This is a genomic window from Streptococcus sp. ST16 (genome assembly GCF_046098135.1).
Classification (GTDB): Bacteria; Bacillota; Bacilli; order Lactobacillales; family Streptococcaceae; genus Streptococcus.
The window spans coordinates 60,184-85,628 of record NZ_JBJUSE010000004.1 but is presented as its reverse complement, the minus strand read 5'-3'; the positions used below and the strand labels follow the sequence as shown (position 1 = coordinate 85,628).

At 42.4% G+C, this 25,445-nt stretch carries 26 protein-coding genes, 1 tRNA gene and 1 other RNA gene; 24 read left to right on the top strand and 4 right to left on the bottom strand.

Annotated features, from left to right (window positions below; translation table 11 throughout):
- The first annotated feature begins 54 nt into the window (after window positions 1–54).
- The 7 genes from ACIY14_RS04230 (at window position 55) to trxB (ending at window position 4,409) form a co-directional block, all read left to right on the top strand.
- On the top strand, window positions 55–549 hold the full coding sequence (locus ACIY14_RS04230; RefSeq protein WP_409001643.1) for a GNAT family N-acetyltransferase: 495 nt from the start codon (window positions 55–57) through the stop codon (window positions 547–549).
- Entirely contained in the window at window positions 546–1,061 is a 516-nt protein-coding gene (locus ACIY14_RS04225; RefSeq protein WP_409001642.1) for a methylated-DNA--[protein]-cysteine S-methyltransferase, read from the top strand. Before ACIY14_RS04230 ends, ACIY14_RS04225 begins: the two co-directional genes overlap by 4 nt.
- Window positions 1,062–1,073: 12 nt before the next feature.
- Window positions 1,074–1,430: an arsenate reductase family protein gene (locus ACIY14_RS04220; RefSeq protein ID WP_409001641.1), complete on the top strand. Its 357-nt coding sequence runs from the start codon at window positions 1,074–1,076 to the stop codon at window positions 1,428–1,430.
- Between the two features lie 156 nt (window positions 1,431–1,586).
- Window positions 1,587–2,387 (top strand): amino acid ABC transporter permease, encoded by an 801-nt coding sequence (locus ACIY14_RS04215; RefSeq protein WP_000219161.1) that lies wholly within the window; start codon window positions 1,587–1,589, stop codon window positions 2,385–2,387.
- Entirely contained in the window at window positions 2,387–3,130 is a 744-nt protein-coding gene (locus ACIY14_RS04210; RefSeq protein WP_409001640.1) for an amino acid ABC transporter ATP-binding protein, read from the top strand. Before ACIY14_RS04215 ends, ACIY14_RS04210 begins: the two co-directional genes overlap by 1 nt.
- A gap of 77 nt (window positions 3,131–3,207) precedes the next feature.
- Window positions 3,208–3,432, top strand: coding sequence for a DUF4059 family protein (locus ACIY14_RS04205; protein WP_409001639.1), 225 nt, complete (start codon window positions 3,208–3,210; stop codon window positions 3,430–3,432).
- A gap of 65 nt (window positions 3,433–3,497) precedes the next feature.
- Entirely contained in the window at window positions 3,498–4,409 is a 912-nt protein-coding gene (gene trxB, locus ACIY14_RS04200; protein WP_409001638.1) for a thioredoxin-disulfide reductase, read from the top strand.
- Window positions 4,410–4,643: 234 nt separating this feature from the next.
- Here the strand turns inward: trxB and rlmB are convergent, their stop codons facing one another.
- Together rlmB and def are read right to left on the bottom strand one after the other, a co-directional pair.
- Window positions 4,644–5,372 carry a 23S rRNA (guanosine(2251)-2'-O)-methyltransferase RlmB gene (gene rlmB, locus ACIY14_RS04195; RefSeq protein ID WP_409001637.1) on the bottom strand — a complete coding sequence of 243 codons (729 nt, stop codon included), beginning with the start codon at window positions 5,370–5,372 and terminating at the stop codon, window positions 4,644–4,646.
- Between the two features lie 44 nt (window positions 5,373–5,416).
- Window positions 5,417–6,028 carry a peptide deformylase gene (gene def / locus ACIY14_RS04190; RefSeq protein ID WP_409001636.1) on the bottom strand — a complete coding sequence of 204 codons (612 nt, stop codon included), beginning with the start codon at window positions 6,026–6,028 and terminating at the stop codon, window positions 5,417–5,419.
- 155 nt (window positions 6,029–6,183) lie between these two features.
- Between def and ACIY14_RS04185 the strand changes: the two genes are divergently transcribed.
- The 4 genes from ACIY14_RS04185 (at window position 6,184) to ssrA (ending at window position 9,399) form a co-directional block, all read left to right on the top strand.
- The gene (locus tag ACIY14_RS04185; protein WP_409001635.1) at window positions 6,184–7,503 is read left to right on the top strand and encodes a CapA family protein; all 1,320 of its coding nucleotides are present in this window, start codon (window positions 6,184–6,186) and stop codon (window positions 7,501–7,503) included.
- 23 nt (window positions 7,504–7,526) lie between these two features.
- Window positions 7,527–8,354, top strand: coding sequence for a Cof-type HAD-IIB family hydrolase (locus tag ACIY14_RS04180; RefSeq protein ID WP_409001634.1), 828 nt, complete (start codon window positions 7,527–7,529; stop codon window positions 8,352–8,354).
- Window position 8,355: 1 nt separating this feature from the next.
- Window positions 8,356–8,991 (top strand): SGNH/GDSL hydrolase family protein, encoded by a 636-nt coding sequence (locus ACIY14_RS04175; RefSeq protein WP_409001633.1) that lies wholly within the window; start codon window positions 8,356–8,358, stop codon window positions 8,989–8,991.
- 60 nt (window positions 8,992–9,051) lie between these two features.
- Window positions 9,052–9,399: a transfer-messenger RNA gene (gene ssrA, locus ACIY14_RS04170) on the top strand.
- A 143-nt stretch (window positions 9,400–9,542) separates the two neighbouring features.
- On the opposite strand, the gene ACIY14_RS04165 is transcribed toward ssrA, so the two are convergent.
- Window positions 9,543–9,630, bottom strand: a tRNA-Ser gene (locus ACIY14_RS04165).
- 161 nt (window positions 9,631–9,791) lie between these two features.
- On the opposite strand from ACIY14_RS04165, the gene ACIY14_RS04160 reads away from it, so the two are divergent.
- The 5 genes from ACIY14_RS04160 to ACIY14_RS04140 all read left to right on the top strand — a co-directional run bounded on the left by ACIY14_RS04160 (window position 9,792) and on the right by ACIY14_RS04140 (window position 16,779).
- Window positions 9,792–10,532, top strand: a complete 741-nt coding sequence (locus tag ACIY14_RS04160) for a DeoR/GlpR family DNA-binding transcription regulator (protein ID WP_409001632.1) — start codon at window positions 9,792–9,794, stop codon at window positions 10,530–10,532.
- The gene (gene pfkB / locus ACIY14_RS04155) at window positions 10,529–11,440 is read left to right on the top strand and encodes a 1-phosphofructokinase (protein ID WP_409001631.1); all 912 of its coding nucleotides are present in this window, start codon (window positions 10,529–10,531) and stop codon (window positions 11,438–11,440) included. The genes ACIY14_RS04160 and pfkB overlap by 4 nt, the downstream gene beginning before the upstream one ends.
- On the top strand, window positions 11,437–13,392 hold the full coding sequence (locus ACIY14_RS04150; RefSeq protein WP_409001630.1) for a fructose-specific PTS transporter subunit EIIC: 1,956 nt from the start codon (window positions 11,437–11,439) through the stop codon (window positions 13,390–13,392). The genes pfkB and ACIY14_RS04150 overlap by 4 nt, the downstream gene beginning before the upstream one ends.
- Before the next feature lie 160 nt (window positions 13,393–13,552).
- Window positions 13,553–14,341 (top strand): HEAT repeat domain-containing protein, encoded by a 789-nt coding sequence (locus tag ACIY14_RS04145; protein ID WP_409001629.1) that lies wholly within the window; start codon window positions 13,553–13,555, stop codon window positions 14,339–14,341.
- 131 nt (window positions 14,342–14,472) lie between these two features.
- Complete coding sequence (locus tag ACIY14_RS04140; RefSeq protein ID WP_409001628.1) at window positions 14,473–16,779, top strand: DNA translocase FtsK; 2,307 nt, start codon at window positions 14,473–14,475, stop codon at window positions 16,777–16,779.
- Window positions 16,780–16,822: 43 nt separating this feature from the next.
- Here ACIY14_RS04140 and ACIY14_RS04135 read toward each other — a convergent pair whose 3' ends face one another.
- Entirely contained in the window at window positions 16,823–17,248 is a 426-nt protein-coding gene (locus ACIY14_RS04135; RefSeq protein WP_409001627.1) for a DUF6556 family protein, read from the bottom strand.
- A gap of 137 nt (window positions 17,249–17,385) precedes the next feature.
- Between ACIY14_RS04135 and ACIY14_RS04130 the strand changes: the two genes are divergently transcribed.
- From ACIY14_RS04130 to ACIY14_RS04095, 8 genes are all read left to right on the top strand, one after another.
- Entirely contained in the window at window positions 17,386–18,528 is a 1,143-nt protein-coding gene (locus ACIY14_RS04130; RefSeq protein ID WP_409001626.1) for a cysteine desulfurase family protein, read from the top strand.
- Between the two features lie 8 nt (window positions 18,529–18,536).
- Window positions 18,537–19,751, top strand: a complete 1,215-nt coding sequence (thiI, locus tag ACIY14_RS04125) for a tRNA uracil 4-sulfurtransferase ThiI (RefSeq protein ID WP_409001625.1) — start codon at window positions 18,537–18,539, stop codon at window positions 19,749–19,751.
- A gap of 135 nt (window positions 19,752–19,886) precedes the next feature.
- On the top strand, window positions 19,887–20,711 hold the full coding sequence (locus ACIY14_RS04120; RefSeq protein ID WP_125397936.1) for an alpha/beta hydrolase: 825 nt from the start codon (window positions 19,887–19,889) through the stop codon (window positions 20,709–20,711).
- Window positions 20,712–20,731: 20 nt separating this feature from the next.
- Window positions 20,732–21,472, top strand: a complete 741-nt coding sequence (locus ACIY14_RS04115; RefSeq protein WP_409001624.1) for an esterase family protein — start codon at window positions 20,732–20,734, stop codon at window positions 21,470–21,472.
- Window positions 21,473–21,484: 12 nt separating this feature from the next.
- Window positions 21,485–22,651, top strand: coding sequence for an acetyl-CoA carboxylase biotin carboxylase subunit family protein (locus ACIY14_RS04110; RefSeq protein WP_409001623.1), 1,167 nt, complete (start codon window positions 21,485–21,487; stop codon window positions 22,649–22,651).
- A gap of 156 nt (window positions 22,652–22,807) precedes the next feature.
- Window positions 22,808–23,677 (top strand): aquaglyceroporin Gla, encoded by an 870-nt coding sequence (gene gla, locus ACIY14_RS04105; protein ID WP_409001622.1) that lies wholly within the window; start codon window positions 22,808–22,810, stop codon window positions 23,675–23,677.
- A 110-nt stretch (window positions 23,678–23,787) separates the two neighbouring features.
- The gene (locus tag ACIY14_RS04100) at window positions 23,788–24,513 is read left to right on the top strand and encodes a CppA N-terminal domain-containing protein (RefSeq protein ID WP_409001621.1); all 726 of its coding nucleotides are present in this window, start codon (window positions 23,788–23,790) and stop codon (window positions 24,511–24,513) included.
- The gene (locus ACIY14_RS04095) at window positions 24,510–25,445 is read left to right on the top strand and encodes a serine hydrolase domain-containing protein (protein ID WP_409001620.1); all 936 of its coding nucleotides are present in this window, start codon (window positions 24,510–24,512) and stop codon (window positions 25,443–25,445) included. The genes ACIY14_RS04100 and ACIY14_RS04095 overlap by 4 nt, the downstream gene beginning before the upstream one ends.

Sequence of the window (25,445 nt, the reverse complement as noted above, 5' to 3'; positions counted from 1 at the left end):
AAAGCCTTAAATTATGCTATGATGAGAGAAAATAGTTAGAAATGAGGGGAAAAGATGGAGATTCGTTTAGCTTTTCCAAACGAAGTAGATGCGATTATGCAGGTGATGGAGGATGCAAAAAAGTGTTTAGCCAAGTCTGGTAGCGACCAGTGGCAAAATGGCTATCCAAATGCCGACATCATTATTGATGATATCATCTCTGGTCAAGCCTATGTGGCCTTGGAAGAGGGAGAACTGTTAGCCTATGCTGCTGTGGCCAAGAGCCCAGAGGAAGCCTATGAAGCCATTTATGAAGGAAGTTGGCAGGGGGGAGAATCAGAATATCTGGTCTTTCACCGTATCGCTGTGGCAACAGATGTCCAAGGACAAGGAGTTGCTCAGACTTTCCTAGAAGGCTTGATTGAAGGTTTTGATTACCTAGATTTTCGTTCAGATACGCATGCAGAAAACAAGACCATGCAGCATATTTTTGAAAAGCTAGGCTTCCAACGGGTCGGTAAGGTTCCAGTTGATGGGGAACGTTTGGCCTATCAGAAATTAAAAAAATGAAGCAGAATAAGTACGCAAAAATGCTCTACCCGTCGCCAATTGGAACCTTATCCTTAGTTGCTGACGAGCAATATCTGTATGGAATTTGGGTGCAGGACCAGAGGCATTTTGAGAGGGGATTAGGGGATGAAACGATAGAAGAAGTTGTTAGCCACCCTGTATTAGAGCAAGTTATTTTCTATTTAGATACCTATTTCGAAGGCAGTGTTCAGGATCTATCTGACTTACCTTTGGCTCCTATTGGAACAGATTTTGAAAAGCGAGTCTGGACTTACTTACAGGCCATTCCTTATGGTCAAACAGTAACTTACGGACAAATAGCTCAAGATCTGCAAGTGGCTTCTGCTCAAGCGATTGGCGGAGCAGTGGGGCGTAATCCCTGGTCCATCCTCGTCCCCTGTCACCGAGTGCTAGGGTCAGGAAATCGTCTGACAGGCTATGCATCGGGAGTCGAAAAGAAAGCCTGGCTCTTGCAACATGAAGGTACAGCATTTCAAGAAAATAAAAAATAGAAAGAAAAGCAGATGTTAGAATTTATCGAATACCCAAAATGTTCAACTTGTAAAAAAGCAAAAAATGAATTGGATAAGCTTGGACTGGAGTACCAAGATGTCCACATCGTAGAAGAAACACCAAGTGAAGACGTGATTTTGAACTGGTTGGAAACTTCCGGTTTTGAAGTGAAACAATTTTTCAATACCAGCGGGATCAAATACCGCGAACTAGGCCTAAAAGATAAGGTGGGAAATTTGTCAAAACAAGAAGCAGCCAAGCTTCTAGCCAGTGATGGCATGTTATTGAAACGTCCAATTTTGGTGGAGAATGGTGCTGTTAAACAAATCGGCTATAGAAAAAACTATGAGGACTTAGGTTTGAGATAGTTTTTATTTATCTCCTTGATAGGTAAAATATATAGCCTCCCTGTTTTAAAGTGTGATAAACTAGAAGGTAGACAAGGTCTGAGTAGCCCGTAGCAAATAATTTGCTTGCGAGCAGAAGTATGATAGAATGAATCATTATCAGGAGAGGATGTTTTTATGACTGTTACAACATTTTTAGCATCAGATTGGTACCAAAGTTTGATGCAACTCATTCCGGATGGCAAGCTCTTTAGTTTGCGTTCGGTCTTTGATGGAATTCCAAGGATTGTCCAACAACTGCCTACAACCTTGATGTTGACGCTTGGAGGTGCACTCTTTGGTTTGCTACTTGCCCTGATTTTTGCCATTGTAAAGATCAATCGTGTTAAGATTCTATATCCCTTGCAGGCCTTTTTCGTCAGCTTCTTAAAAGGTACCCCAATCCTAGTTCAACTTATGTTGACCTACTACGGAATTCCTTTGGCACTGAAAGCTATCAACCAACAATGGGGAACTGGTTTCAATATCAATGCGATTCCAGCGGCACTTTTTGCGATTGTGGCCTTTGCTTTTAATGAGGCGGCTTATGCAAGTGAAACGATTCGTGCAGCCATCCTTTCTGTTAATCCAGGTGAAATTGAGGCAGCACGCAGTTTGGGTATGACACGAGCGCAAGTTTATCGCCGTGTGATTATTCCCAATGCTGCGGTGGTAGCGACACCGACCTTGATTAACTCCCTTATCGGTTTGACCAAGGGAACTTCACTAGCCTTTAGTGCGGGTGTTGTCGAAGTTTTTGCTCAGGCTCAGATTTTGGGTGGAGCAGATTATCGTTACTTTGAGCGCTTCATCTCTGTTGCCCTTGTTTATTGGGTAGTCAATATCGGAATTGAGAGCCTCGGTCGTTTCATTGAGAGAAAAATGGCTATTTCTGCACCTGATACAGTGCAAACAGATGTGAAAGGGGACCTTCGTTAATGATTAAGATTTCGAATTTAAGTAAATCCTTTTCAGGGCAGACTGTCTTGGATCATCTGGACTTGGATATCCAAAAGGGAGAAGTAGTGGCTTTGATTGGTTCATCTGGAGCAGGGAAATCAACCTTTCTTCGTAGTTTGAACTACCTTGAAACTCCAGATAGTGGAACGATTCAGATTGACAATTTTAAAGTTGATTTTTCTAAAATCACTCAAGAAGAGATCCTAACCCTTCGCCGCAAGTTATCTATGGTTTTCCAACAGTTTAATTTGTTTGAACGCCGAACTGCTCTTGACAATGTCAAGGAAGGTTTGGTTATCGTTAAAAAATTATCGGACGATGAAGCAACAAAAATCGCTAAGGAAGAGTTGGCCAAGGTTGGTCTTTCTGACCGTGAACAGCATTACCCTCGCCATTTGTCAGGTGGACAAAAGCAACGGGTTGCCCTTGCGCGTGCGCTTGCTATGAAACCAGATGTCTTGCTCTTGGATGAGCCCACTTCAGCCCTTGACCCAGAGTTGGTCGGTGAAGTAGAAAAGTCTATTGCAGACGCTGCCAAGTCAGGTCAGACCATGATTTTGGTCAGTCACGATATGTCTTTTGTAACCCAAGTGGCAGATAAGGTTTTATTCCTAGATAAAGGGAAAATCATCGAGTCTGGCACACCGGATGAAATCATCAATCATCCGAAAGAAGAACGAACAAAAGAATTTTTCGCTAGTTACAAACGGACTTATATTTGATATAATAGAAAAAGGAAAACTCAGTTAGTTGGACTAGCTGAGTTTACTCTTTAAAAAAGATAGAAACGAGAGAGATCATGCTGCTGCAACTGTTTTCTTTATATTTCGAGAGTTTGATCTTAACGACCATCCTTGTCGTGATTTTTCTGGGGATTTGGATTGGATTGAGAGCCATGTCTGGTGTGGACAAGGCAGCCAAAGCTCGCCAAGCTCATCTCTATGATATGATTATGATTGGAGTTTTGGTCGTTCCGGTGTTATCCTTTGCCGTCATGAGTTTGCTCTTGGTTTTCAAGGCATAATCCTTGCGTGATTAGCAAGAACGAGTTAGAATAAAGATAGTTACAACAAGAAAGAAGGAATCGAAATGTACGATACGATTATTATCGGTGCTGGACCTGCGGGAATGACCGCTGCCTTATATGCTGCTCGTAGCAATCTGAAAGTGGCTTTGATTGAAGGTGGTCTGCCAGGCGGGCAAATGAATAACACATCTGATATTGAAAACTATCCAGGTTATGCCAACATCAGTGGACCTGAATTGGCTGAAAAAATGTTTGAACCACTTGAAAACCTTGGAGTGGAGCATCTTTATGGCTATGTTGAAAATATTGAAGACCAGGGGGACTATAAGAAGGTAATCACTGATGACCAAGTTTATGAAACTCGTACTGTCATCGTGGCAACTGGGTCAAAACATCGTCTCTTGGGAGTTCCCGGAGAAGAAGAACTAAATAGCCGAGGCGTTTCTTACTGTGCAGTCTGTGATGGAGCTTTCTTCCGTGATCAAGATTTGCTCGTAGTTGGTGGTGGAGATTCAGCGGTAGAAGAAGCTCTTTTCTTGACTCGCTTTGCCAAGACTGTTACTATCGTTCACCGTCGAGATGAACTTCGTGCTCAAAAGGTCTTGCAAGACCGTGCTTTTGCAAATGAGAAAGTCAACTTTATCTGGGACTCTGTCGTCAAGGAAATTAAAGGTGAAAACCGAGTAGAATCTGTCGTATTTGAAAATGTAAAGACGGGTCAAGTGACAGAGCAAGCCTTTGGTGGTGTCTTTATCTATGTTGGTTTGGACCCTGTTAGCGATTTTGTTAAAGAATTGAATATCCAAGACCAGTCAGGCTGGATTGTGACAGACAATCACATGAAGACTGCTGTTGACGGTATCTTTGCGGTTGGGGATGTTCGCCAGAAAGACCTTCGCCAAGTCACAACAGCAGTTGGGGATGGGGCTATCGCAGGTCAAGAAGCTTACAAATTTATTACAGAACATAGTTAATACACTTCGAAAATCTCTTCAAACCACGTCAGCTTCGCCTTGCCGTAGGTATGGGTACTGACTTCGTCAGTTCTATCCACAACCTCAAAACAGTGTTTTGAGCTGACTTCGTCGTCTTATCTACAACCTCAAAGCAGTGCTTTGAGCTGTCTACAGCTAGTTTCCTAGTTTGCTCTTTGATTTTCATTGAGTATAATCATAAAAAAGTTTCCAATCAAGTGATTGGAAACTTTTTTATAGTCGATTTCGGAAAACTTCGTACATGAGAATAGCTGCTGCAACACTGGCATTGAGGCTTTGAACATGTCCATTCATAGGAATGGTAATCATTTCATCGACCTGTTTTTTGATGTTGCTAGAGATACCTTTTCCTTCATTTCCGATGATAAGAGCGATTTTCCCTTTTGTATTCCACTTGTGGCAAGGAGTACCGTTCATATCCGTTCCAAAGGTCCAGAAGCCTTCATCCTTGAGTTTATCGAGGGTTTGACTGAGGTTGGTCACTCGGGCAATCGGTACATATTCAATGGCACCTGTGGCCGTTTTGGCAACGACAGGAGTCACTCCGACAGCACGGTGCTTGGGAATGATGACACCTGAAACATTGGTCGCATCGGCTGTTCGCAAGATAGAACCTAGATTATGGGGATCAGTTAACCCGTCCAGAATCAATAGCAAAGGATTTTCTTCTTGGCGTGTTTTTGCAAGGATGTGATCCAGATCGCTATAGGCAAATTCGGACACTCGTAGAACAAAACCTTGGTGGACAGCGCCTTCGGTCATCTCAGACAGGGATTTTTTGGGAGTCCAAGAGATGGAGACCCTTTTCTCAGTAGCTAGTTCTTTGACTTTCTCAACATTTTTACCTCGGAGATCATCTTGGAGGTAGAGTTTATTTCCTGTGTCTGCAAGGAGGGCTTCTGTAACGGCGTGGACGCCATAGACCATATCATTTGTTTTCATGCCTCTATTATAACACAAAACCCCGTCTTGCAACGGGATTTTCTTTATTCCAGAATCAGTAAACCATCTTTGATAGCAAATGGGTCTTTCTCATTGATACGATCGTAGAACATGATTCCGTTGATGTGGTCAATTTCATGTTGGACAACGATGGAGTTGTATCCTTTAAGCTTGATGCGGTGTTTTTCGCCGTCCTTGTCAAAGTAGTCAACTGTAACGCGAGCATGGCGGACTACGTAGCCTGGAACTACACGGTCGACAGATAGGCACCCTTCTCCTTCACCGAGGGCGGCGTCCTGAACAGAGTGAGAGACGATTTTTGGATTGTACATAACAGCTTGCAGGTCGTAGGTTTCCTGTGGAATTTCACCTTCTTCCACAATATTTGGCACTAAAACAGCGATAATGCGTTTTGAGATATCTAACTGAGGAGCGGCTAATCCAACCCCACCGCGGAGTCCCATCTTTTCAGCCATAACAGGATCCTGAGAATTTTTGAGGAATTGCATCATCTTTTCTCCAAGGATGATTTCCTGGTCAGACAGTGGGAAAGTGATCTCCTCAGCAACTGCGCGAAGAGTCGGATTCCCCTCGCGGATAATATCGTTCATATCAATTAAGTGAGCAGCTTTTGTAATACGTTCTATAGCAGACATTTTCTCTCCTTTCATTACCTCTACATGATAACACAAAATAGACGAGAAAGAAAGTCACAGAAGTTCCTAAAAAATAATATAATAAACGGTATTCCCCTTTTATCTGTGATATAATAAAAGAAAAGGCTTGCAGTAAAAGCAAGGGGGGAATAAAGATGGAAAAGCGACAAGATAGACGGTCTCATGGTCCTATTTTTGGATTGTTGAAGAGTAGTATTGGTTTCTTTAGGAATTATAAATCTTGGACAAATGCTCAGTTTATTACGGTGTTGCTACTTGCAGTTACCTTGTCTATGGGATTGAACTTGTTGGCCCAAGCAGTACAAGGTAACAAGGGAACAAGTCCGAGTGGTCAAACTCTTGATTCTGCTCGGACGTCTGGTCAATCCAAGGAAGATCAGTCTGATGAAACGACAGCCCGTATCATGGCAAATGGTGACCTTCTCTACCATATTCCTATCTATCGAACAGCTCTGAAAGAAGACGGTAGCTACGATTTCCACGAAAATTTTGAATATGTAAAACCATGGCTCAAGCAAGCGGATTTAGTGCTTGGTGACTTTGAAGGAACGGTGAACAAGGATCACTATTTGGCAGGTTATCCTCTCTTTAATGCACCTGGAGAAGTCATGGATGCGATCAAAGATGCAGGCTATCAAGTTCTAGACTTGGCTCACAATCACATCTTGGATTCTCAGATAGAGGGAGTGGTTTCGACAGCAGAAGCTATTGAAAAGGCAGGAATGACACCCATAGGAGTCTATACACATGAATCCCGTGACCAAGCTCCACTAGTTATCAAGGAAGTCAATGGTATCAAGGTAGCTCTCCTGGCCTATTCCTACGGTTTTAATGGTATTGAGCAGTATATCTCTCAAGAGGACTATAATCGCTATCTTTCTGATCTGAATGAAGATAAGATGAAGGCGGAAATCGAGCGTGCAGAGAAGGAAGCGGATATTACTGTCATCATGCCTCAGATGGGAATTGAGTACCAGCTAGAACCGACGGAAGAACAGAAAACACTGTACCACAAGATGATTGACTGGGGAGCCGATATTATCTTTGGAGGGCACCCACACGTCGTTGAACCTGCTGAGACAGTTGAAAAAGATGGTGACAAAAAATTGATCATCTATTCCATGGGAAATTTCCTCTCAAATCAACGCATTGAAACCATGCAAGACGAGGAAAATGCCAAGTGGACGGAGCGCGGTGTTCTCATGGATGTGACCATTAAGAAAAAAGATGGCAAGACAAGGATTGAAACTGCTAAAGCGCATCCGACATGGGTCAATCGGACACCCAAAGGAACTTACTCTCCAGAAGGCTATCCGCTCTTCCTCTATCAGACCTATATCCTAGAGGACTTCATTGAGGGGGGCAGCCACCGTGATCAGTTGGACGAGGCGACCAAGGAACGAATTGACACGGCCTATAAAGAAATGAATGAACATGTAGGGTTGAAGTGGTAGGTGCTCACCCTAAAGGAGATATGATGACGATTAAATTAATTGCAACAGACATGGATGGAACCTTGCTAGACTCGAGGGGGCAGCTAGATCTGCCCCGCTTGGAAAAGATTTTAGATCAGCTAGATCAAAAGAATATCCGTTTTGTCATTGCGACGGGGAATGAAGTTCATCGTATGAGAGAACTATTGGGACACTTGGCTGAACGAGTGATCCTAGTAGTTGCCAATGGGGCGCGTATTTTTGAAAACAATAAACTGATTCAAGCTCAGACCTGGGATGATGCTATGGTTGACAAGGCTTTAGTTCATTTTAAAGGGAGAGAGTGCCGAGATCAATTCGTCGTAACTGGTATGAATGGTGGTTTTGTCAAGAAAGGCACTGTTTTTACAGACCTTGATAAATTTATGACTCCAGAGATGATTGAAAGACTCTATCAACGAATGAATTTTGTGGAAGAGTTACAAGCTGACCTCTTTGGTGGGGTGCTTAAAATGAGCATGGTCGTCGGTGAAGAACGATCGAGTTCTGTTTTGCGGGAAATCAATGACCTCTTTGATGGGCATGTAAGAGCTGTTTCCAGTGGTTATGGTTGTATTGATATCCTACAGGCTGGTGTTCACAAGGCTTGGGGATTGGAAGAATTACTCAAGCGCTGGGATTTGACATCGGAACAGATCATGGCTTTTGGTGATAGCGAAAACGATATTGAAATGTTAGAGCTGGCTGGAATTGCCTATGCTATGGAAAATGCAGATGATAATGTCAAGGCAGTTGCGACTGCCCTGGCACCAGCTAACAGCCAGGCGGGCGTTTATCAAGTCCTAGAGAATTGGTTAGAGAAAGAGGGATAAGGTGGCAGTACAGTTATTAGAGAATTGGCTCCTAAAAGAGCAGGAAAAAATTCAAGCCAAGTATCGTGGATTGAATCAAATTTCTGTTCTAGAGCCAGATGTAATTTTTATCGGCGATTCGATTGTAGAATACTACCCATTGCAAGAGTTGTTTGGGACTGCAAAGACGATTGTCAATCGTGGCATCCGAGGCTACCAGACGAAACTGTTATTAGAGAATCTAGATGCCCATCTTTATGGTGATGCTGTGGATCAAATTGTTCTCCTAATTGGGACAAATGATATCGGAAAAGATATTCCTATAAATGAAGCCTTGGATAATCTTGAGCGAGTGATCCAATCAATTGCCCGAGATTATCCGTTGTCACAAATAAAGCTCCTATCCATTTTGCCAGTCAATGAGGGAGAGAAATACAAGCAGACTGTTTATATCCGAACCAATGAAAAGATTAGAGAATGGAATCAAGCCTATGAGGCTCTAGTATCCGCCTATATGCAGGTAGATTTTGTGCCGATTTATGATAGTTTGACAGATTCAGAAGGGCAACTCAAAAAAGACTATACAACAGATGGCCTCCATCTAAGTGTAGCCGGTTATCAAGCCTTATCGGAAGCCTTAAAAGAGTATCTTTTCTAAAGAGGTGGCTTGATTTTGCATTTTTTATGAAGATAGGTTATAATGGTTCTATTGTCTTTTGGGGTCGTTACGGATTCGACAGGCATTATGAGGCATATTTTGCAACCCGTGTGGCGACGTAAACGCTCAGTTAAATATAACTGCAAAAAATAACACTTCTTACGCTTTAGCTGCCTAAAAACCAGCAGGCGTGACCTGATTTGGATTGCTCGTGTTCAATGATAGGTCTTATGATTAGCGAGATACGATCAAGCCTTGTCTAGTGGTTTGATAAGAGATTAATAGACTCGCAGCTCCTAGGCTTGAGTTATGTGTCGAGGAACTGTTAAAACAATACATAACCTATGGTTGTAGACAAATATGTTGGCAGGTGTTTGGACGTGGGTTCGACTCCCACCGGCTCCATTATTCTTTCACCAACCTTGGAAAAACGTTGTTAAATCAACGTTTTTTGTTTTTGCCTGTGGTATTCCTTGGTATTCTTTTTTTAAAAAGGGATACAAAAAAAGATACAACATTGTTGTATCTAAAAAAATAATTTTGCTTTTCTACGGAAGACATGGGATTCGAACCCACGCACGCTGTTACACGCCTACCGCGTTTCCAACACGGCCTCTTAAGCCTCTTGAGTAATCTTCCAATACTTACTCAAATAGTCTACCATAAAGCCACTTATCTTGCAATAAAAATTTTGGAAATAAGAAAAATGATAGAATTTGAAAGAAAATGATAAAAAATGCTTGACTTTGATAGAGAATGTGCTAGAATGAATAGTGTAAACGATAACAGGAGGTGGTTTGGTGTTAAAAACTGAGCGGAAGCAACTGATTTTAGAGGAGTTAAATCAACATCATGTAGTTTCCCTAGAAAAATTGGTTAGTCTATTAGAAACATCAGAATCAACGGTTCGAAGAGATTTGGATGAGTTGGAGGCGGAGAACAAACTTCGCCGTGTGCATGGTGGAGCAGAATTGCCCCACTCCTTGCAGGAAGAAGAAACCATCCAAGAAAAATCTGTCAAAAACCTTCAAGAGAAGAAGCTACTGGCTCAGAAAGCAGTCTCTCTTATCAAGGAACAAGATGTTATCTTTATTGATGCTGGAACAACAACTGCTTTTTTAATCAAGGAATTGGTTAATAAGAATATTACAGTTGTGACCAACTCCATCCACCATGCAGTTCAGCTGGTTGAAAAGCAGATTCCAACTGTCATGGTTGGAGGTAGCGTCAAGATGACGACAGATGCTAGCATCGGGGGCGTTGCTCTTAACCAGATTAACCAATTACACTTTGACCGTGCCTTTATCGGGATGAATGGTGTTGACGATGGTTATTATACAACTCCTGATATGGAGGAGGGAGCTGTTAAGCGGGCTATTATAGAAAATGCCAAACAGACCTATGTCTTGGTGGATTCGTCAAAAATTGGACAAACTTGCTTTGCCAAGGTAGCACCACTTAAACGCGCTATCGTTATCACAAGTCAAGGGCATGAGCTCTTGCAGGCTATTAAGGAGAAAACGGAGGTAATAGAAGTATGATTTATACAGTCACACTCAATCCATCCATTGACTATATCGTTCGCTTGGACCAAGTTCAAGTCGGTAGTGTCAATCGTATGGACAGTGATGATAAGTTTGCTGGTGGGAAAGGAATCAATGTCAGTCGTGTCTTGAAACGTTTGGATATTCCCAATACTGCGACTGGATTTATCGGAGGCTTTACTGGTAAATTTATCACAGATACCCTGGCAAAAGAAGAAATTGAGACTCGTTTTGTCCAAGTAGCAGAAGACACTCGCATCAATGTCAAGATTAAAGCAGACCAAGAAACAGAAATCAACGGAACGGGTCCAAATGTGGAACCAGCTCAGCTAGAAGAATTGAAAGCTATTTTATCTAGTCTGACTGCAGATGATACGGTTGTGTTTGCTGGTTCGAGTGTTAAAAATCTAGGCAATGTCATCTACAAGGATCTGATTGCCTTGACCCGTCAGACAGGTGCGCAAGTAGTTTGTGACTTTGAAGGACAGACCTTGATTGATAGTTTGGACTACCAGCCACTTTTGGTCAAACCAAATAATCACGAACTAGGAGCTATCTTTGGTGTTAAATTAAACAGTTTAGATGAAATTGAGAAATACGCTCGTGAGTTACTGGCTAAAGGTGCTCAAAACGTCATTATCTCTATGGCTGGGGACGGTGCCCTTCTTGTAACATCTGAGGGAGCTTACTTCGCTAAACCCATCAAAGGAACAGTCAAAAATTCAGTTGGAGCTGGTGACTCTATGGTGGCTGGATTTACAGGTGAATTTGTCAAATCCAAGAATGCAATAGAAGCCTTCAAATGGGGAGTGGCTTGTGGCACAGCAACTACCTTCTCGGATGACTTGGCAACAGCGGACTTTATTAAAGAAACATATGAAAAAGTTGAGGTAGAAAAACGATGAAAATTCAAGACCTATTGAGAAAAGATGTCATGTTGCTGGATTTGCAGGCAACTGAAAAAACAGCGGCTATCGAAGAAATGATTCATAGCTTGGTAAATCACGGTTATGTGACAGATTTTGAAACCTTTAAAGAAGGAATTTTAGCGCGTGAAGCTCTAACTTCCACTGGATTGGGTGATGGAATCGCTATGCCTCACAGCAAAAATTCTGCTGTAAAAGAAGCGACCGTTCTCTTTGCTAAGTCAAACAAGGGTGTTGATTATGAGAGTTTGGATGGGCAGCCAACAGACCTCTTCTTTATGATTGCTGCTCCAGAAGGTGCAAATGATACTCATTTGGCAGCCTTGGCAGAATTGTCTCAATACTTGATGAAAGATGGTTTCGCTGACAAACTTCGCCAAGTAACATCTGCAGATCAAGTTATCGAACTATTTAACCAAGCTTCTGAAAAAACTGAGGAGCCTGTTCAAGCACCTGCCAGTGATTCTGGCGACTTTATCGTTGCTGTTACGGCTTGTACAACAGGAATCGCCCACACTTACATGGCTCAAGAAGCCCTTCAAAAAGTGGCTGCTGAAATGGGTGTTGGGATCAAGGTTGAAACCAATGGTGCTAGCGGTGTTGGTAATCAACTAACTGCAGAAGACATTCGCAAGGCTAAAGCAGTTATCATCGCAGCAGACAAGGCCGTTGAAATGGATCGTTTTGATGGTAAACCATTGGTGAATCGTCCAGTTGCTGACGGTATCCGTAAGACAGAAGAATTGATTAATTTGGCACTTTCAGGAGATGCTGAAGTTTATCGTGCTGCTAATGGAGCAAAAGCTGCAACAGCATCTAACGAAAAACAAAGTCTCGGTGGTGCTTTCTACAAACACTTGATGAGTGGTGTATCCCAAATGTTGCCATTCGTTATCGGTGGTGGTATCATGATTGCCCTTGCTTTCTTGATTGACGGAGCTTTGGGCGTGCCACAAGATAGTCTTGGTAATCTCGGATCCTACCATGAACTAGCTTCCATGTTCATGAAAATTGGTGGCGCTGCCTTTGGCTTGATGCTCCCAGTCTTTGCAGGATATGTTGCCTACTCTATCGCTGAAAAACCAGGTTTGGTTGCTGGTTTTGTGGCCGGTGCCATTGCCAAAGAAGGTTTTGCCTTTGGTAAAATCCCTTATGCAGCAGGTGGTGAAGCAACTTCAACTCTTGCAGGTGTCTCATCTGGTTTCCTAGGTGCTCTTGTTGGTGGATTTATAGCAGGTGCCTTGGTTCTTGCTATCAAGAAATACGTTAAGGTTCCTCGTTCACTTGAAGGTGCTAAATCAATCCTTCTCTTGCCACTTTTTGGAACAATCTTGACAGGATTTGTCATGCTAGCTGTTAATATCCCAATGGCAGCAATCAATACTGGTATGAACAACTTCCTTGCTGGGCTTGAAGGTGGTTCAGCTGTCCTACTTGGTATCGTTCTTGGAGGAATGATGGCTGTCGATATGGGTGGACCAGTTAATAAAGCGGCTTATGTCTTTGGTACTGGTACTCTTGCGGCAACAGTGTCAACAGGTGGTTCAGTAGCTATGGCAGCAGTTATGGCTGGAGGAATGGTTCCACCTCTTGCAATCTTTGTCGCAACTCTCCTCTTCAAGAATAAATTCACCAAAGAAGAACGTAACTCTGGTTTGACAAATATCGTTATGGGCTTGTCCTTCATCACTGAAGGTGCGATTCCGTTTGGTGCAGCTGACCCAGCTCGTGCTATCCCAAGCTTCGTTCTTGGATCAGCAGTAGCAGGTGGTCTCGTTGGTCTTGCAGGAATCAAACTCATGGCGCCACACGGAGGAATCTTCGTTATCGCTCTTACTTCAAATGCTCTCCTTTACCTTGCCTTTGTCTTGATTGGAGCAATTGTAAGTGGTGTGGTTTATGGTTACCTTCGTAAACCATTAGAAAAATAATCACAAATACTCAAATGACTGAACACGAAAGTGGGCAGTCATTTTTTGATGATGGAGTTAGGGAGAACGGTCTTTAAAGTGATATAATAGAGGTAAATCTTAGAGAATTTAAATGATAGAATGCTGAAGTTCTATAAATATCTTAGAGGAGATAAGTGTCATGAGTGATTCTAGAAAAGAAGGAATCGACAAACTAGAAAAGGAACAGTTCGGTCGCAAAAGTCTTACAAAAGAAGCGTTACAAGGAACCTATGCCAGCTTGGTGGAGGAAGATTTTCCTGATTCTAAACGAATTCATTTTATAGCTGATTTAGGTAGGAGCCCAGAAATTGCCTTTCATTTTGAACTCATTTGCAACGATTGGGAGGAAGGAACTGACCTAAATTTTGAAGGAAGTTTTGACCAGCATGGGCAGGAGGGAATAGACTATCTTTTGGGGACTCTCAATCAAGAGGAAGATGAGAGTCAACGCATTTTAATTGTTTATTTCCTAGCGAAAATCCTTTCCAAAGTAAGACATAGAGATTTTTATGCATCTTCTTGCAAGCAAGTACTTCCCGTTCTAATCTCTCTTTTACCTAGTTCAGAAGCTTCGAATCGTAGAAAGCTAATCATTGCCCTAGGTTGGATTGGTTCAATAAGTGAGATAGAAATCTTAGGGCAACATCTCTTGGCTGACCAAGATGCACTTTGTCGTGCCTGGTCTGCCAGTAGTTTGATGCAATTATCTTTTCATCAAGTTGAAAAAGAAGTCTTGATGGAGAAAACGAAGGATTTGTTTCGAGAGGCGATTCCAGAAGAAAAGGACTTTCGGGCTTGTGCTCTGATGATAGAAGCAGCTCAAGTTTTATTTGGGAAAAAATGGATTCCTACATCTGCTGTAGAGAAGTTGGAAATCGAAAAGATTGAGAAGGCAAGAAAATCAGCAATTAGATTTTTGAAGAAGTAGTGAGACAAGGTTGTTGAAAAATCATATAGAATAGAAAATTCAGAAATATCAACGAAAGATGATTGTGTCTAGTAGATGCAGTCATTTTTTTGATTTCTCTAGATGTTTCTGAAATATGGTATAATAGAAACATGGCAAACAAAAATACAAGTAAAACAAGACGGAGACCGTCTAAAGCAGAACTCGAAAGAAAACAGGCTATCCAGAGGATGTTGATTTCCTTAGGAATTGCCTTATTGTTGATTATTGCAGCCCTCAAGCTTGGTGCTGCGGGTATCACTCTTTACAATCTCATTCGACTGTTAGTCGGAAGTTTAGCTTATGTGGCTATAGGTGGCCTCCTCATCTATCTTTTTCTTTTTAAATGGATACGCAAGCAAGAGGGGCTTCTGTCAGGATTTCTCTGTATCTTCGCTGGCTTGCTCTTGATTTTTGAGGCCTATCTTGTCTGGAAGTTTGGTTTGGAGCAGTCAGTTCTAAAAGGGACCTTGGCTCAAGTTATGACGGATCTGACTGGTATGCGGGTGACTAGCTTCGCCGGTGGAGGCTTGCTTGGTGTTGGACTCTATATCCCCATATCCTTTCTTTTCTCCAATATCGGATCGTACTTTATTGGAGTTCTCTTGATTCTAGTTGGGGCACTCTTGGTTAGTCCTTGGTCTATTTATGATGTCGCAGCCTTTATTGGAGCTCAGTTCAGATCCTTCATGGAAAAACAGGAACAGAGAAAACAGGAACGCTTCATCAAGAGAGAAGAAGAGAAGGCTCGTCAAGAAGCTGAAGAAGCAGCCAGAATTCAGAGAGAACAAGAAGAACAGGATGCATTACCGCTTCCTCCTGTAGATCCTGAAACGGGAGAAATCTTATCAGAGGTACCAGACTACGATTTTCCCCCAATTCCTGAAAAAGAATGGAGTGAACCCGAGATTATCCTTCCTCAGGCTGATTTTGAAGTTCCAGACGAGAAAGAAGATTTTGAGGATGAAGAGGTGCAGGTTGATTTTTCTGCCAAGGAAGCCCTCGAATACAAACTGCCAAGCTTGCAACTCTTTGCGCCAGATAAACCCAAAGATCAGTCCAAGGAAAAGAAGATTGTTCGAGAAAATATCAAAATCTTAGAAGAAACCTTTGCCAGCTTTGGTATCAAGGTGACGGTGGAACGGGCTGAAATCGGCCCATCAGTTACCAAGTATGAAGTCAAACCAGCAGTAGGTGTACGGGTTAATCGTATTTCTAACTTGGCAGACGACTTAGCACTAGCTCTGGCAGCCAAGGATGTTCGAATCGAGGCTCCAATACCTGGTAAATCCCTAGTCGGAATTGAGGTTCCTAACTCTGAAATTGCGACCGTTTCCTTCCGAGAACTTTGGGAACAGTCTCAGACTAAACCAGAAAATCTCCTCGAAATTCCTCTAGGTAAGGCTGTCAATGGAACTGCTCGCACCTTTGATCTTTCCAAGATGCCCCACCTACTGGTTGCAGGTTCGACGGGATCAGGGAAATCAGTCGCAGTTAACGGCATTATCGCTAGCATTCTGATGAAAGCAAGACCCGACCAGGTCAAGTTTATGATGGTGGATCCAAAGATGGTAGAGTTATCTGTTTACAACGACATTCCTCACCTCTTGATCCCTGTTGTGACCAATCCACGCAAGGCCAGCAAGGCTTTGCAAAAGGTAGTGGATGAGATGGAAAACCGTTATGAACTCTTCGCTAAGGTTGGTGTGCGTAATATCGCTGGTTATAATGCCAAGGTCGAAGAATTCAATGTTCAGTCTGAGTACAAACAAGTACCCCTGCCTTTGATTGTTGTCATTGTGGATGAGTTGGCTGACCTTATGATGGTGGCCAGCAAGGAAGTGGAAGATGCCATCATCCGTCTCGGACAGAAGGCACGTGCTGCAGGGATTCACATGATTCTTGCAACGCAACGTCCATCGGTTGATGTCATATCTGGTCTCATCAAGGCTAATGTCCCTTCTCGAGTGGCTTTTGCAGTTTCATCAGGCACAGATTCACGAACTATCTTGGATGAGAATGGCGCTGAAAAACTGCTTGGTCGAGGAGACATGCTCTTTAAACCAATCGATGAAAATCACCCAGTCCGTCTGCAAGGATCCTTTATCTCGGATGATGATGTTGAACGCATCGTAAACTTCATCAAGGCTCAGGCGGATGCGGACTACGATGAGAGTTTTGACCCAGGTGAGGTTTCTGAAAATGAAGGAGAATTTTCAGATGGTGAAGCTGGTGGCGATCCGCTTTTTGAAGAAGCTAAGGCTTTGGTTATCGAGACGCAGAAAGCCAGTGCTTCGATGATTCAGCGTCGTTTGTCGGTTGGATTTAACCGTGCGACCCGCCTGATGGAAGAACTCGAAATGGCAGGTGTTATCGGTCCAGCTGAAGGAACCAAACCACGAAAAGTATTGCAACAATAAAAAATAGCTTCTTTCCAAAGCTGGAAGGAAGCTATTTTAGTGGTCATTGATTGCTTTTGTTTTCGGAACTAGTCGTTTTGGACGAGTTTCCACTATCAGTTGTTTCTTTTGTTGAGGAAGGTGTAGAAGAATCCTGAGTTGTGGTTTTCTTCTCTTCTTTTTTCTCCTCTTTCGTGTTGGATTGAGAAGTTTCTTCTTGCGGGGCATTTTCTTTAGTAGAAGTGTTGTCCTTGTTAGGTGTAGTATTTTCCTGAGGGGATTCCTTTTGAATTTCCTTGACAACAGTTGTTTGAGTTGCCGTTGGTTCTTTTTTGTTGTTTTTGTTATTATCCATAGCGTTCATGATGGTAATAGTAGCAGTAATTAGTCCAAGGATACTACCGATGGTAGCAATCGTTTTTTGAAAGACAGTAAATCCCTTTTTGATGTGTTCTGTTTTCGGTTTTGAAGTTCTATGATAGTTAGACATGATACTCTCCTTTAATTATGATTTATTATACCTCATTTCTTTAAAAAAATCTTAAAAAAAGAGGACTTGCCCTTTCTTGTCGCAAGCTTCGTTTCATGATACAATAGAAGGAGTGATTTTAGAAAGCGTGAGAAAACATGATCTACTTTGATAATTCGGCAACGACCAAGCCTTATCCTGAAGCACTTGAAACTTATACTCAGGTCGCTTCGAAAATTGTAGGAAATCCATCTAGTCTCCATCGTTTGGGAGATCAGGCAACACGAATTTTAGATGCTTCCCGTCAGCAAATTGCGGATTTGATTGGTAAGAAAAGTGACGAAATCTTCTTTACCTCTGGTGGAACAGAAGGAGATAACTGGGTCATCAAAGGTGTAGCCTTTGAAAAAGCCCAGTTTGGCAAGCACATCATCGTATCAGCCATTGAACATCCAGCAGTTAAGGAATCAGCCCTCTGGCTGAAAAGTCAAGGTTTTGAGGTGGATTTTGCTCCAGTTGATGAGAAAGGGTTTGTGGATGTTGAGACTCTAGGAGCTTTGATACGACCTGATACGACCCTCGTCTCCATTATGGCAGTAAACAATGAAATTGGGTCTATTCAGCCTATTGAGGCTATCTCAGAACTGTTGGCAGACAAGCCAACTATTTCCTTCCACGTTGATGCAGTTCAGGCACTCGCTAAGATTCCGACTGAAAAATATCTGACAGATCGAGTGGATTTTGCGACCTTTTCGAGTCATAAGTTTCATGGTGTCAGAGGTGTTGGCTTTGTCTATATCAAGTCTGGTAAGAAAATTACGCCCCTGTTGACTGGTGGTGGTCAGGAGCGAGACTATCGTTCGACAACTGAAAATGTGGCAGGGATTGCAGCGACAGCCAAATCTCTCCGTTTATCTATGGAAAAGTTAGATATCTTTACTAATAAGACAGGGCCGATGAAATCAGTCATTCGTCAAGCCCTCTTGGACTATCCAGATATTTTTGTCTTTTCAGCTGAGGAAGACTTTGCCCCTCATATCCTGACTTTTGGGATTAAGGGTGTTCGTGGTGAAGTCATCGTTCACGCCTTTGAAGACTATGATATTTTCATTTCCACAACCTCGGCTTGTTCATCCAAGGCTGGAAAACCTGCAGGGACCTTGATTGCTATGGGAGTGGACAAAGATAAGGCCCAGTCAGCTGTACGCCTAAGCCTAGACCTTGAAAATGATATGAGTCAGGTTGAGCAGTTTTTGACCAAACTAAAATTAATTTACAATCAAACTAGAAAAGTAAGATAGGAGCATTCATGCAGTATTCAGAAATTATGATTCGCTACGGAGAGTTGTCAACCAAGGGCAAAAACCGTATGCGGTTCATCAATAAACTTCGTAATAATATTTCGGACGTCTTGTCCATCTATCCCCAAGTTAAGGTAACCGCTGATCGCGACCGTGCCCACGCTTACCTGAATGGAGCCGACTACACAGCAGTTGCAGAATCTCTCAAACAAGTCTTCGGGATTCAGAATTTTTCTCCAGTATATAAGGTTGAAAAATCTGTAGAAGTTCTGAAGTCTTCTGTCCAAGAGATTATGAAAGATATCTACAAGGAAGGCATGACCTTTAAGATTTCTAGTAAGCGCAGCGACCACAACTTTGAACTCGACAGTCGTGAACTCAACCAAACACTTGGTGGAGCTGTATTTAAAGCTATTCCAAATGTCCAAGCTCAAATGAAAAATCCCGATATCAATCTTCAGGTGGAGATTCGTGAGGAAGCAGCTTATCTTTCTTATGAAACTATTCGTGGAGCAGGTGGCTTGCCTGTGGGGACTTCTGGTAAGGGGATGCTCATGTTGTCAGGAGGGATTGACTCGCCTGTAGCAGGTTATCTAGCCCTTAAACGTGGAGTAGATATTGAGGCCGTTCACTTTGCCAGCCCACCTTACACTAGTCCTGGTGCTCTTAAAAAGGCCCAAGATTTGACCCGTAAATTAACCAAGTTTGGCGGAAATATCCAGTTTATTGAAGTGCCTTTCACTGAGATTCAAGAGGAAATCAAGGCTAAAGCGCCAGAAGCCTACCTCATGACCTTGACACGCCGTTTTATGATGCGGATTACCGATCGTATTCGTGAGGTACGAAATGGTTTAGTTATCATCAATGGGGAAAGTCTTGGTCAAGTAGCCAGCCAAACCCTGGAGAGCATGCAGGCTATCAACGCTGTGACCAACACTCCTATCATCCGCCCTGTGGTTACTATGGACAAGTTGGAAATCATTGACATCGCGCAGGAAATCGATACCTTTGAAATTTCTATCCAGCCGTTTGAGGACTGCTGTACTATTTTTGCACCTGATCGTCCTAAGACCAATCCTAAGATTAAGAATGCGGAGCAGTATGAAGAACGCATGGATGTTGAAGGTTTGGTTGAGCGAGCAGTAGCTGGGATCATGATTACTGAGATTACACCTCAAGCTGAAAAAGATGAAGTGGATAACTTGATTGACAATCTCCTCTAATCAGAAAATCCAGAAGAATTCAGAAAAATAAATGAAAAAGTTAGTTTTTAATCCAAAAATGGAAGCAAAACTGACTTTTTTTCTATTTTTATGGTATAATAAGATAAAATTTTGAATATAGAGAGTTTTCTGACAATGAATCATTCCTACTTTTACTTAAAAATGAAAGAACACAAACTCAAGGTTCCTTATACAGGAAAGGAGCGTCGTGTGCGTGTGCTCCTGCCAAAGGACTACGAGAAGGACACAGACCGTTTTTACCCTGTTGTTTATTTTCATGACGGGCAAAATGTCTTTTACAGCAAGGAGTCTTATATCGGACATTCTTGGAAGATTATTCCAGCCATTAAACGAAATCCAGACATCAGTCGCATGATTGTTGTTGCTATTGATAATGATGGAATGGGACGGATGAATGAGTATGCAGCTTGGAAGTTTCAAGAATCTCCTATACCAGGGCAGCAGTTTGGCGGTAAGGGTGTGGAGTATGCCGAGTTTGTCATGGAGGTGGTTAAGCCTTTTATCGATGAAACCTATCGTACCAAAGCTGATCGCCAGCACACGGCTATGATTGGTTCGTCACTAGGAGGCAATATTACCCAGTTTATCGGACTAGAGTACCAAGATCGAATTGGTTGTCTAGGTGTCTTCTCATCTGCTAACTGGCTCCACCAAGAAGCCTTTAACCGCTATATCGAGCGCAAGAAATTGTCGCCTGAACAGCGCATTTTTATCTATGTTGGAACGGAAGAAGCGGATGATACGGACAAGACTCTGATGGCTGGCAATATCAAGCAAGCCTATATCGACTCATCGCTTCGCTATTATCATGATTTGATTGCAGGTGGAATACACTTGGATAATCTTGTTTTGAAAGTTCAGTCTGGTGCTATCCATAGTGAAATACCTTGGTCGGAAAATTTACCAGACTGTCTTCGATTTTTTGCTGAGAAATGGTAAGTTAGGAAAGGAGAAAGCCAATGCATATTGAAAACCTTAGCCACTGGAGTGGCCACCTCAACCGTGAAATGTACCTCAATCGTTATGGACATGCTGGGATTCCAGTTGTTGTTTTTGCTTCATCTGGTGGCAGTCACAACGAATACTATGATTTTGGCATGATAGATGCCTGTGCTTCCTTTATCGAGGAAGGTCGTGTTCAGTTCTTTACCCTATCCAGTGTGGACAGCGAGAGCTGGTTGGCTACTTGGAAAAATGGTCATGACCAAGCAGAGATGCATCGTGCCTACGAACGCTATGTGATTGAGGAGGCCATTCCTTTTATCAAGCATAAGACAGGTTGGTTTGATGGCATGATGACGACAGGTTGCTCGATGGGAGGCTACCATGCACTCAATTTATTCCTCCAGCATCCAGATGTCTTTACCAAGGTGATTGCTCTAAGTGGTGTTTATGACGCACGTTTCTTCGTTGGCGATTACTACAATGATGATGCTATTTACCAAAACTCACCTGTAGATTATATCTGGAATCAGAATGACGGCTGGTTTATCGATCGTTACCGTCAGGCAGAAATCGTCGTCTGTACGGGCCTCGGTGCCTGGGAACAAGATGGTCTGCCATCCTTCTACAAGCTCAAAGAAGCCTTCGACCAGAAACAAATTCCAGCCTGGTTTGCTGAATGGGGATATGATGTCGCCCACGACTGGGAATGGTGGCGTAAACAAATGCCTTATTTTCTTGGCCACCTGTATCTATAAAAGGAGTTGCCTATGAATTACCTTGTTATTTCTCCCTACTATCCGCAAAACTTCCAACAGTTTACTATTGAACTAGCTAATAAAGGCATCACCGTTTTGGGAATTGGTCAGGAGCCTTACGAACAACTAGATGAACCTTTGCGCAATAGCCTGACCGAGTATTTCCGTGTGGACAATCTTGAGAACATAGACGAAGTCAAACGTGCAGTTGCCTTTCTTTTCTACAAGCATGGACCTATCGACCGCATCGAGTCGCACAATGAATACTGGCTTGAGCTGGACGCAACACTCAGAGAACAATTCAATGTCTTTGGTGCCAAACCAGAAGATCTTAAAAAAACCAAGTTTAAGTCTGAGATGAAGAAACTTTTCAAAAAAGCAGGTGTCCCAGTTGTTCCTGGAGCTGTTATCCAGACGGAAGCAGATGTGGATAAAGCAGTGAACGAAATCGGTCTACCAATGATTGCCAAACCTGATAATGGAGTGGGAGCGGCAGCCACCTTTAAGTTGGAAAGTCAGGAAGATGTGAACCATTTCAAGCAAGAATGGGACCATTCAACCGTTTATTTCTTTGAGAAATTTGTCACTTCTAGCGAAATCTGTACCTTTGACGGGCTTGTGGATAAGGATGGCAATATCGTATTTTCAACGACTTTCGATTATGCCCATACACCACTGGATCTCATGCTCTACAAGATGGATAATGCCTATTATGTTCTCAAGGATATGGATCCAAAACTGCGCAAGTACGGTGAGGCTATTGTCAAAGAATTTGGTATGAAAGAGCGCTTTTTCCATATCGAGTTCTTCCGTGATGGGGACGACTACATTGCCATTGAGTACAATAACCGTCCTGCGGGTGGCTTTACCATTGATGTTTATAACTTCGCTCACTCCTTAGATCTCTACCGAGGCTATGCAGCGATTGTCGCAGGTGAAGAGTTCCCTACATCAGAGTTTGAACCTCTTTATTGCTTGGCGACTGCTCGGCGTTTAAGTTCTCATTATGTATACTCAGAAGAGGAGTTACTAGCTAAATACCAAGGAGGTTTTAAGGCTAAGAAAATCATGCCAGCAGCCTTTGCAGAGTTACAAGGAGATATCCTCTATATGTTGACAACTCCAAGTCGTGAGGAGCTGGATCAGATGTTAGCAGACTTTGGTCAACGTCAAGAGTAAGGAATAGGATGAAAGGAGTTTGACTTCTTTTGTCCTTTTCTTAAAGATAAGTTAAATAAAGCGTTTTCCAGAGATTCTTTTAGAAAATCGGTTGCTAAAAGGCCTAAAAATTGATAGAATAAGGATTGTCTAAAAAAATTAAGGAGAATCTATCAAATGGATTTTACATGGGCTATTAAATATGCCACTGAATTTTTGGGAACTGCCATTCTGATCATTCTTGGTAATGGTGCAGTTGCTAACGTTGAACTTAAAGGTACGAAAGGTCACCAAAGTGGCTGGCTCGTTATCGCGGTTGGTTACGGTATGGGGGTTATGATCCCAGCCTTGATGTTCGGTAATGTATCTGGTAACCACATCAACCCAGCCTTCACACTTGGACTTGCTGTGAGTGGACTTTTTCCTTGGGAACAAGTACCATATTATATCCTTGCGCAAGTTTTAGGAGCGATTTTTGGTCAAGCTATGGTTGTTGCAACTCACCGTCCTTACTACTTGAAAACAGAGAATTCTAATAACATTTTGGGTACTTTCTCAACGATTTCAAATGTTGATCACGGTACAAAAGAATCACGTTTCGCAGCAAGTGTAAATGGTTTTATCAATGAGTTTGTCGGTTCGTTTGTTCTGTTCTTTGCAGCCCTAGGAATGACTAAAAACTTCTTTGGTGCTGAGGTTCTTCAATACATGAAACAAATGGCTACTCAAGCTGGACAAACTGTTGATTTAAGTGAATTGGCAGTGAAAGCTCAAGTAGCTCCACATACAGCTTCAGGTCTTGAAATTGCTCATTTAGGACTTGGTTTCCTAGTGATGGCCTTGGTAACTTCACTTGGTGGACCTACTGGACCTGGTTTGAACCCAGCTCGTGACTTTGGACCACGTCTTCTTCACGAACTCCTTCCAAAATCAGTTCTTGGTCAACACAAGGGTGATTCAAAATGGTGGTATGCTTGGGTTCCAGTTGTAGCTCCAATTGCAGCGGGTATTGCAGCAGTAGCACTATTCAAACTACTTTACCTATAAGAAACGAAACTGGGGGAACCCGGTTTTTTCTTGGAAAATTTTCTAATTTAAACAAATATGGCTTGTAAAATATTCGAAAATCCTTTAAAATAAAAGAGTTGGAGGAATTTATGGATGTGAATGAGATTGTTCGGATCATTCCGACTTTGAAAGTGAATAATCGAAAATTAAATGAAACATTTTACATTGAAACTCTGGGGATGAAACCCTTACTAGAAGAGTCTGCCTTTCTTTCATTAGGCGACCAGACGGGGACGGAGAGATTGATTTTAGAAGAAGCTCCAAGTATGCGAACTCGCAGAGTTGAAGGACTTAAGAAGCTAGCTAGACTCTTGATAAAGGTTGAGGATCCCTCTGAAATCGAGGGCCTCCTTTCTCAGATGAAGTCTCTTCCTCGTCTATTTAAAGGAAACCGTGGGTATGCTTTTGAGATTGTCTCTCCTGAAGAGGATGTAATCCTTGTTCATGCAGAAAATGATATAAGAGATTTGGTTCCACTGGAAACTCTTCCTGAATTTTATTCAAATACAGGTATAAAATTCTTGAGTCAATTTGAGGTTTCTATGGAATTGCGTTTGCCTGAAGGGACAGAGAGTTTACTTAATCCTGAAGGAGTAGCGCAAGCAGTCACCTTTACTAAAGGGCAAGGTCCAGATTTGGCTGTTGAAAACAATGTTACTTGGGACTTGACGATGTTGAAATTTTTAGTCAAGAATTTTGATCTAACCAGCCTTCGTCAGAAATTTGAAAAGACAGGCTACTTTATCCCTAAGTCTGAAAAATTCTTCCTTGGTAAAGATACCAATAACATCGAATTGTGGTTTGAAGAAGCATGAAGTTGGAAAACATTCTAAGAAAAATAGAAAATCAAATCGAGGCAGGGATTTATCCCGGGGCCTCTTTTGCGTATTATAAGGATGGTGAATGGAAAGAGTCTTATCTAGGATTGAGTGATCCAGAACGGGGCCTGAGAACAGAGAGCGGTTTGGTCTATGATCTGGCCAGTGTGAGTAAAGTCGTGGGAGTGGGGACGGTTCTCATCTTCTTGTGGCAGCAGGGCAAATTCGATATTGATAAACCGGTGACGGATTTTTTATCGGAGTGTGATTACCCAGATATTACCATACGACAACTTCTGACCCATGCTACAGACCTGGACCCCTTTATTCCTAATCGGGACAGGTTAGGTGCAGAGGAATTGAGAAAAGCCATGTATCACCTCAACAGACGAAGTCAGCCAGCCTTCCTGTACTCGGACGTTCACTTTTTACTCTTGGGCTTTCTTTTGGAAAAAATCTTTAACCAAGATTTGGATCAGATTATAGAAGAACAAGTTTTGGAACCATGGGGGATGAAGAAAACGATATTTGGTCCTGTTGAGATTGCTGTACCAACAGTGAGAGGAGTGGAGGCCGGAATCATTCACGATCCCAAAGCCCATCTATTAGGGAAGCACGCTGGAAGTGCTGGTTTGTTTTCGACTGTTAAGGATTTACAGATCTTTCTGGAACATTACTTGAAAGATGATTTTGCTGAAAACTTAAGTCGAAATTACTCTCCCTTAGAGGATAAAGAGCGTTCCCTAGCCTGGAATCTGGAAGGAGACTGGCTTGACCATACAGGCTATACAGGTACCTTCATCATGTGGAATCGAGAGAAACAGGAAGCAGCTATCTTTTTATCCAATCGAACGTATGAGAAGGATGAACGTGCCCAGTGGATAATCGATCGAAACCAAGTGATGGAAATGATTCGTCAAGAGGAGTAG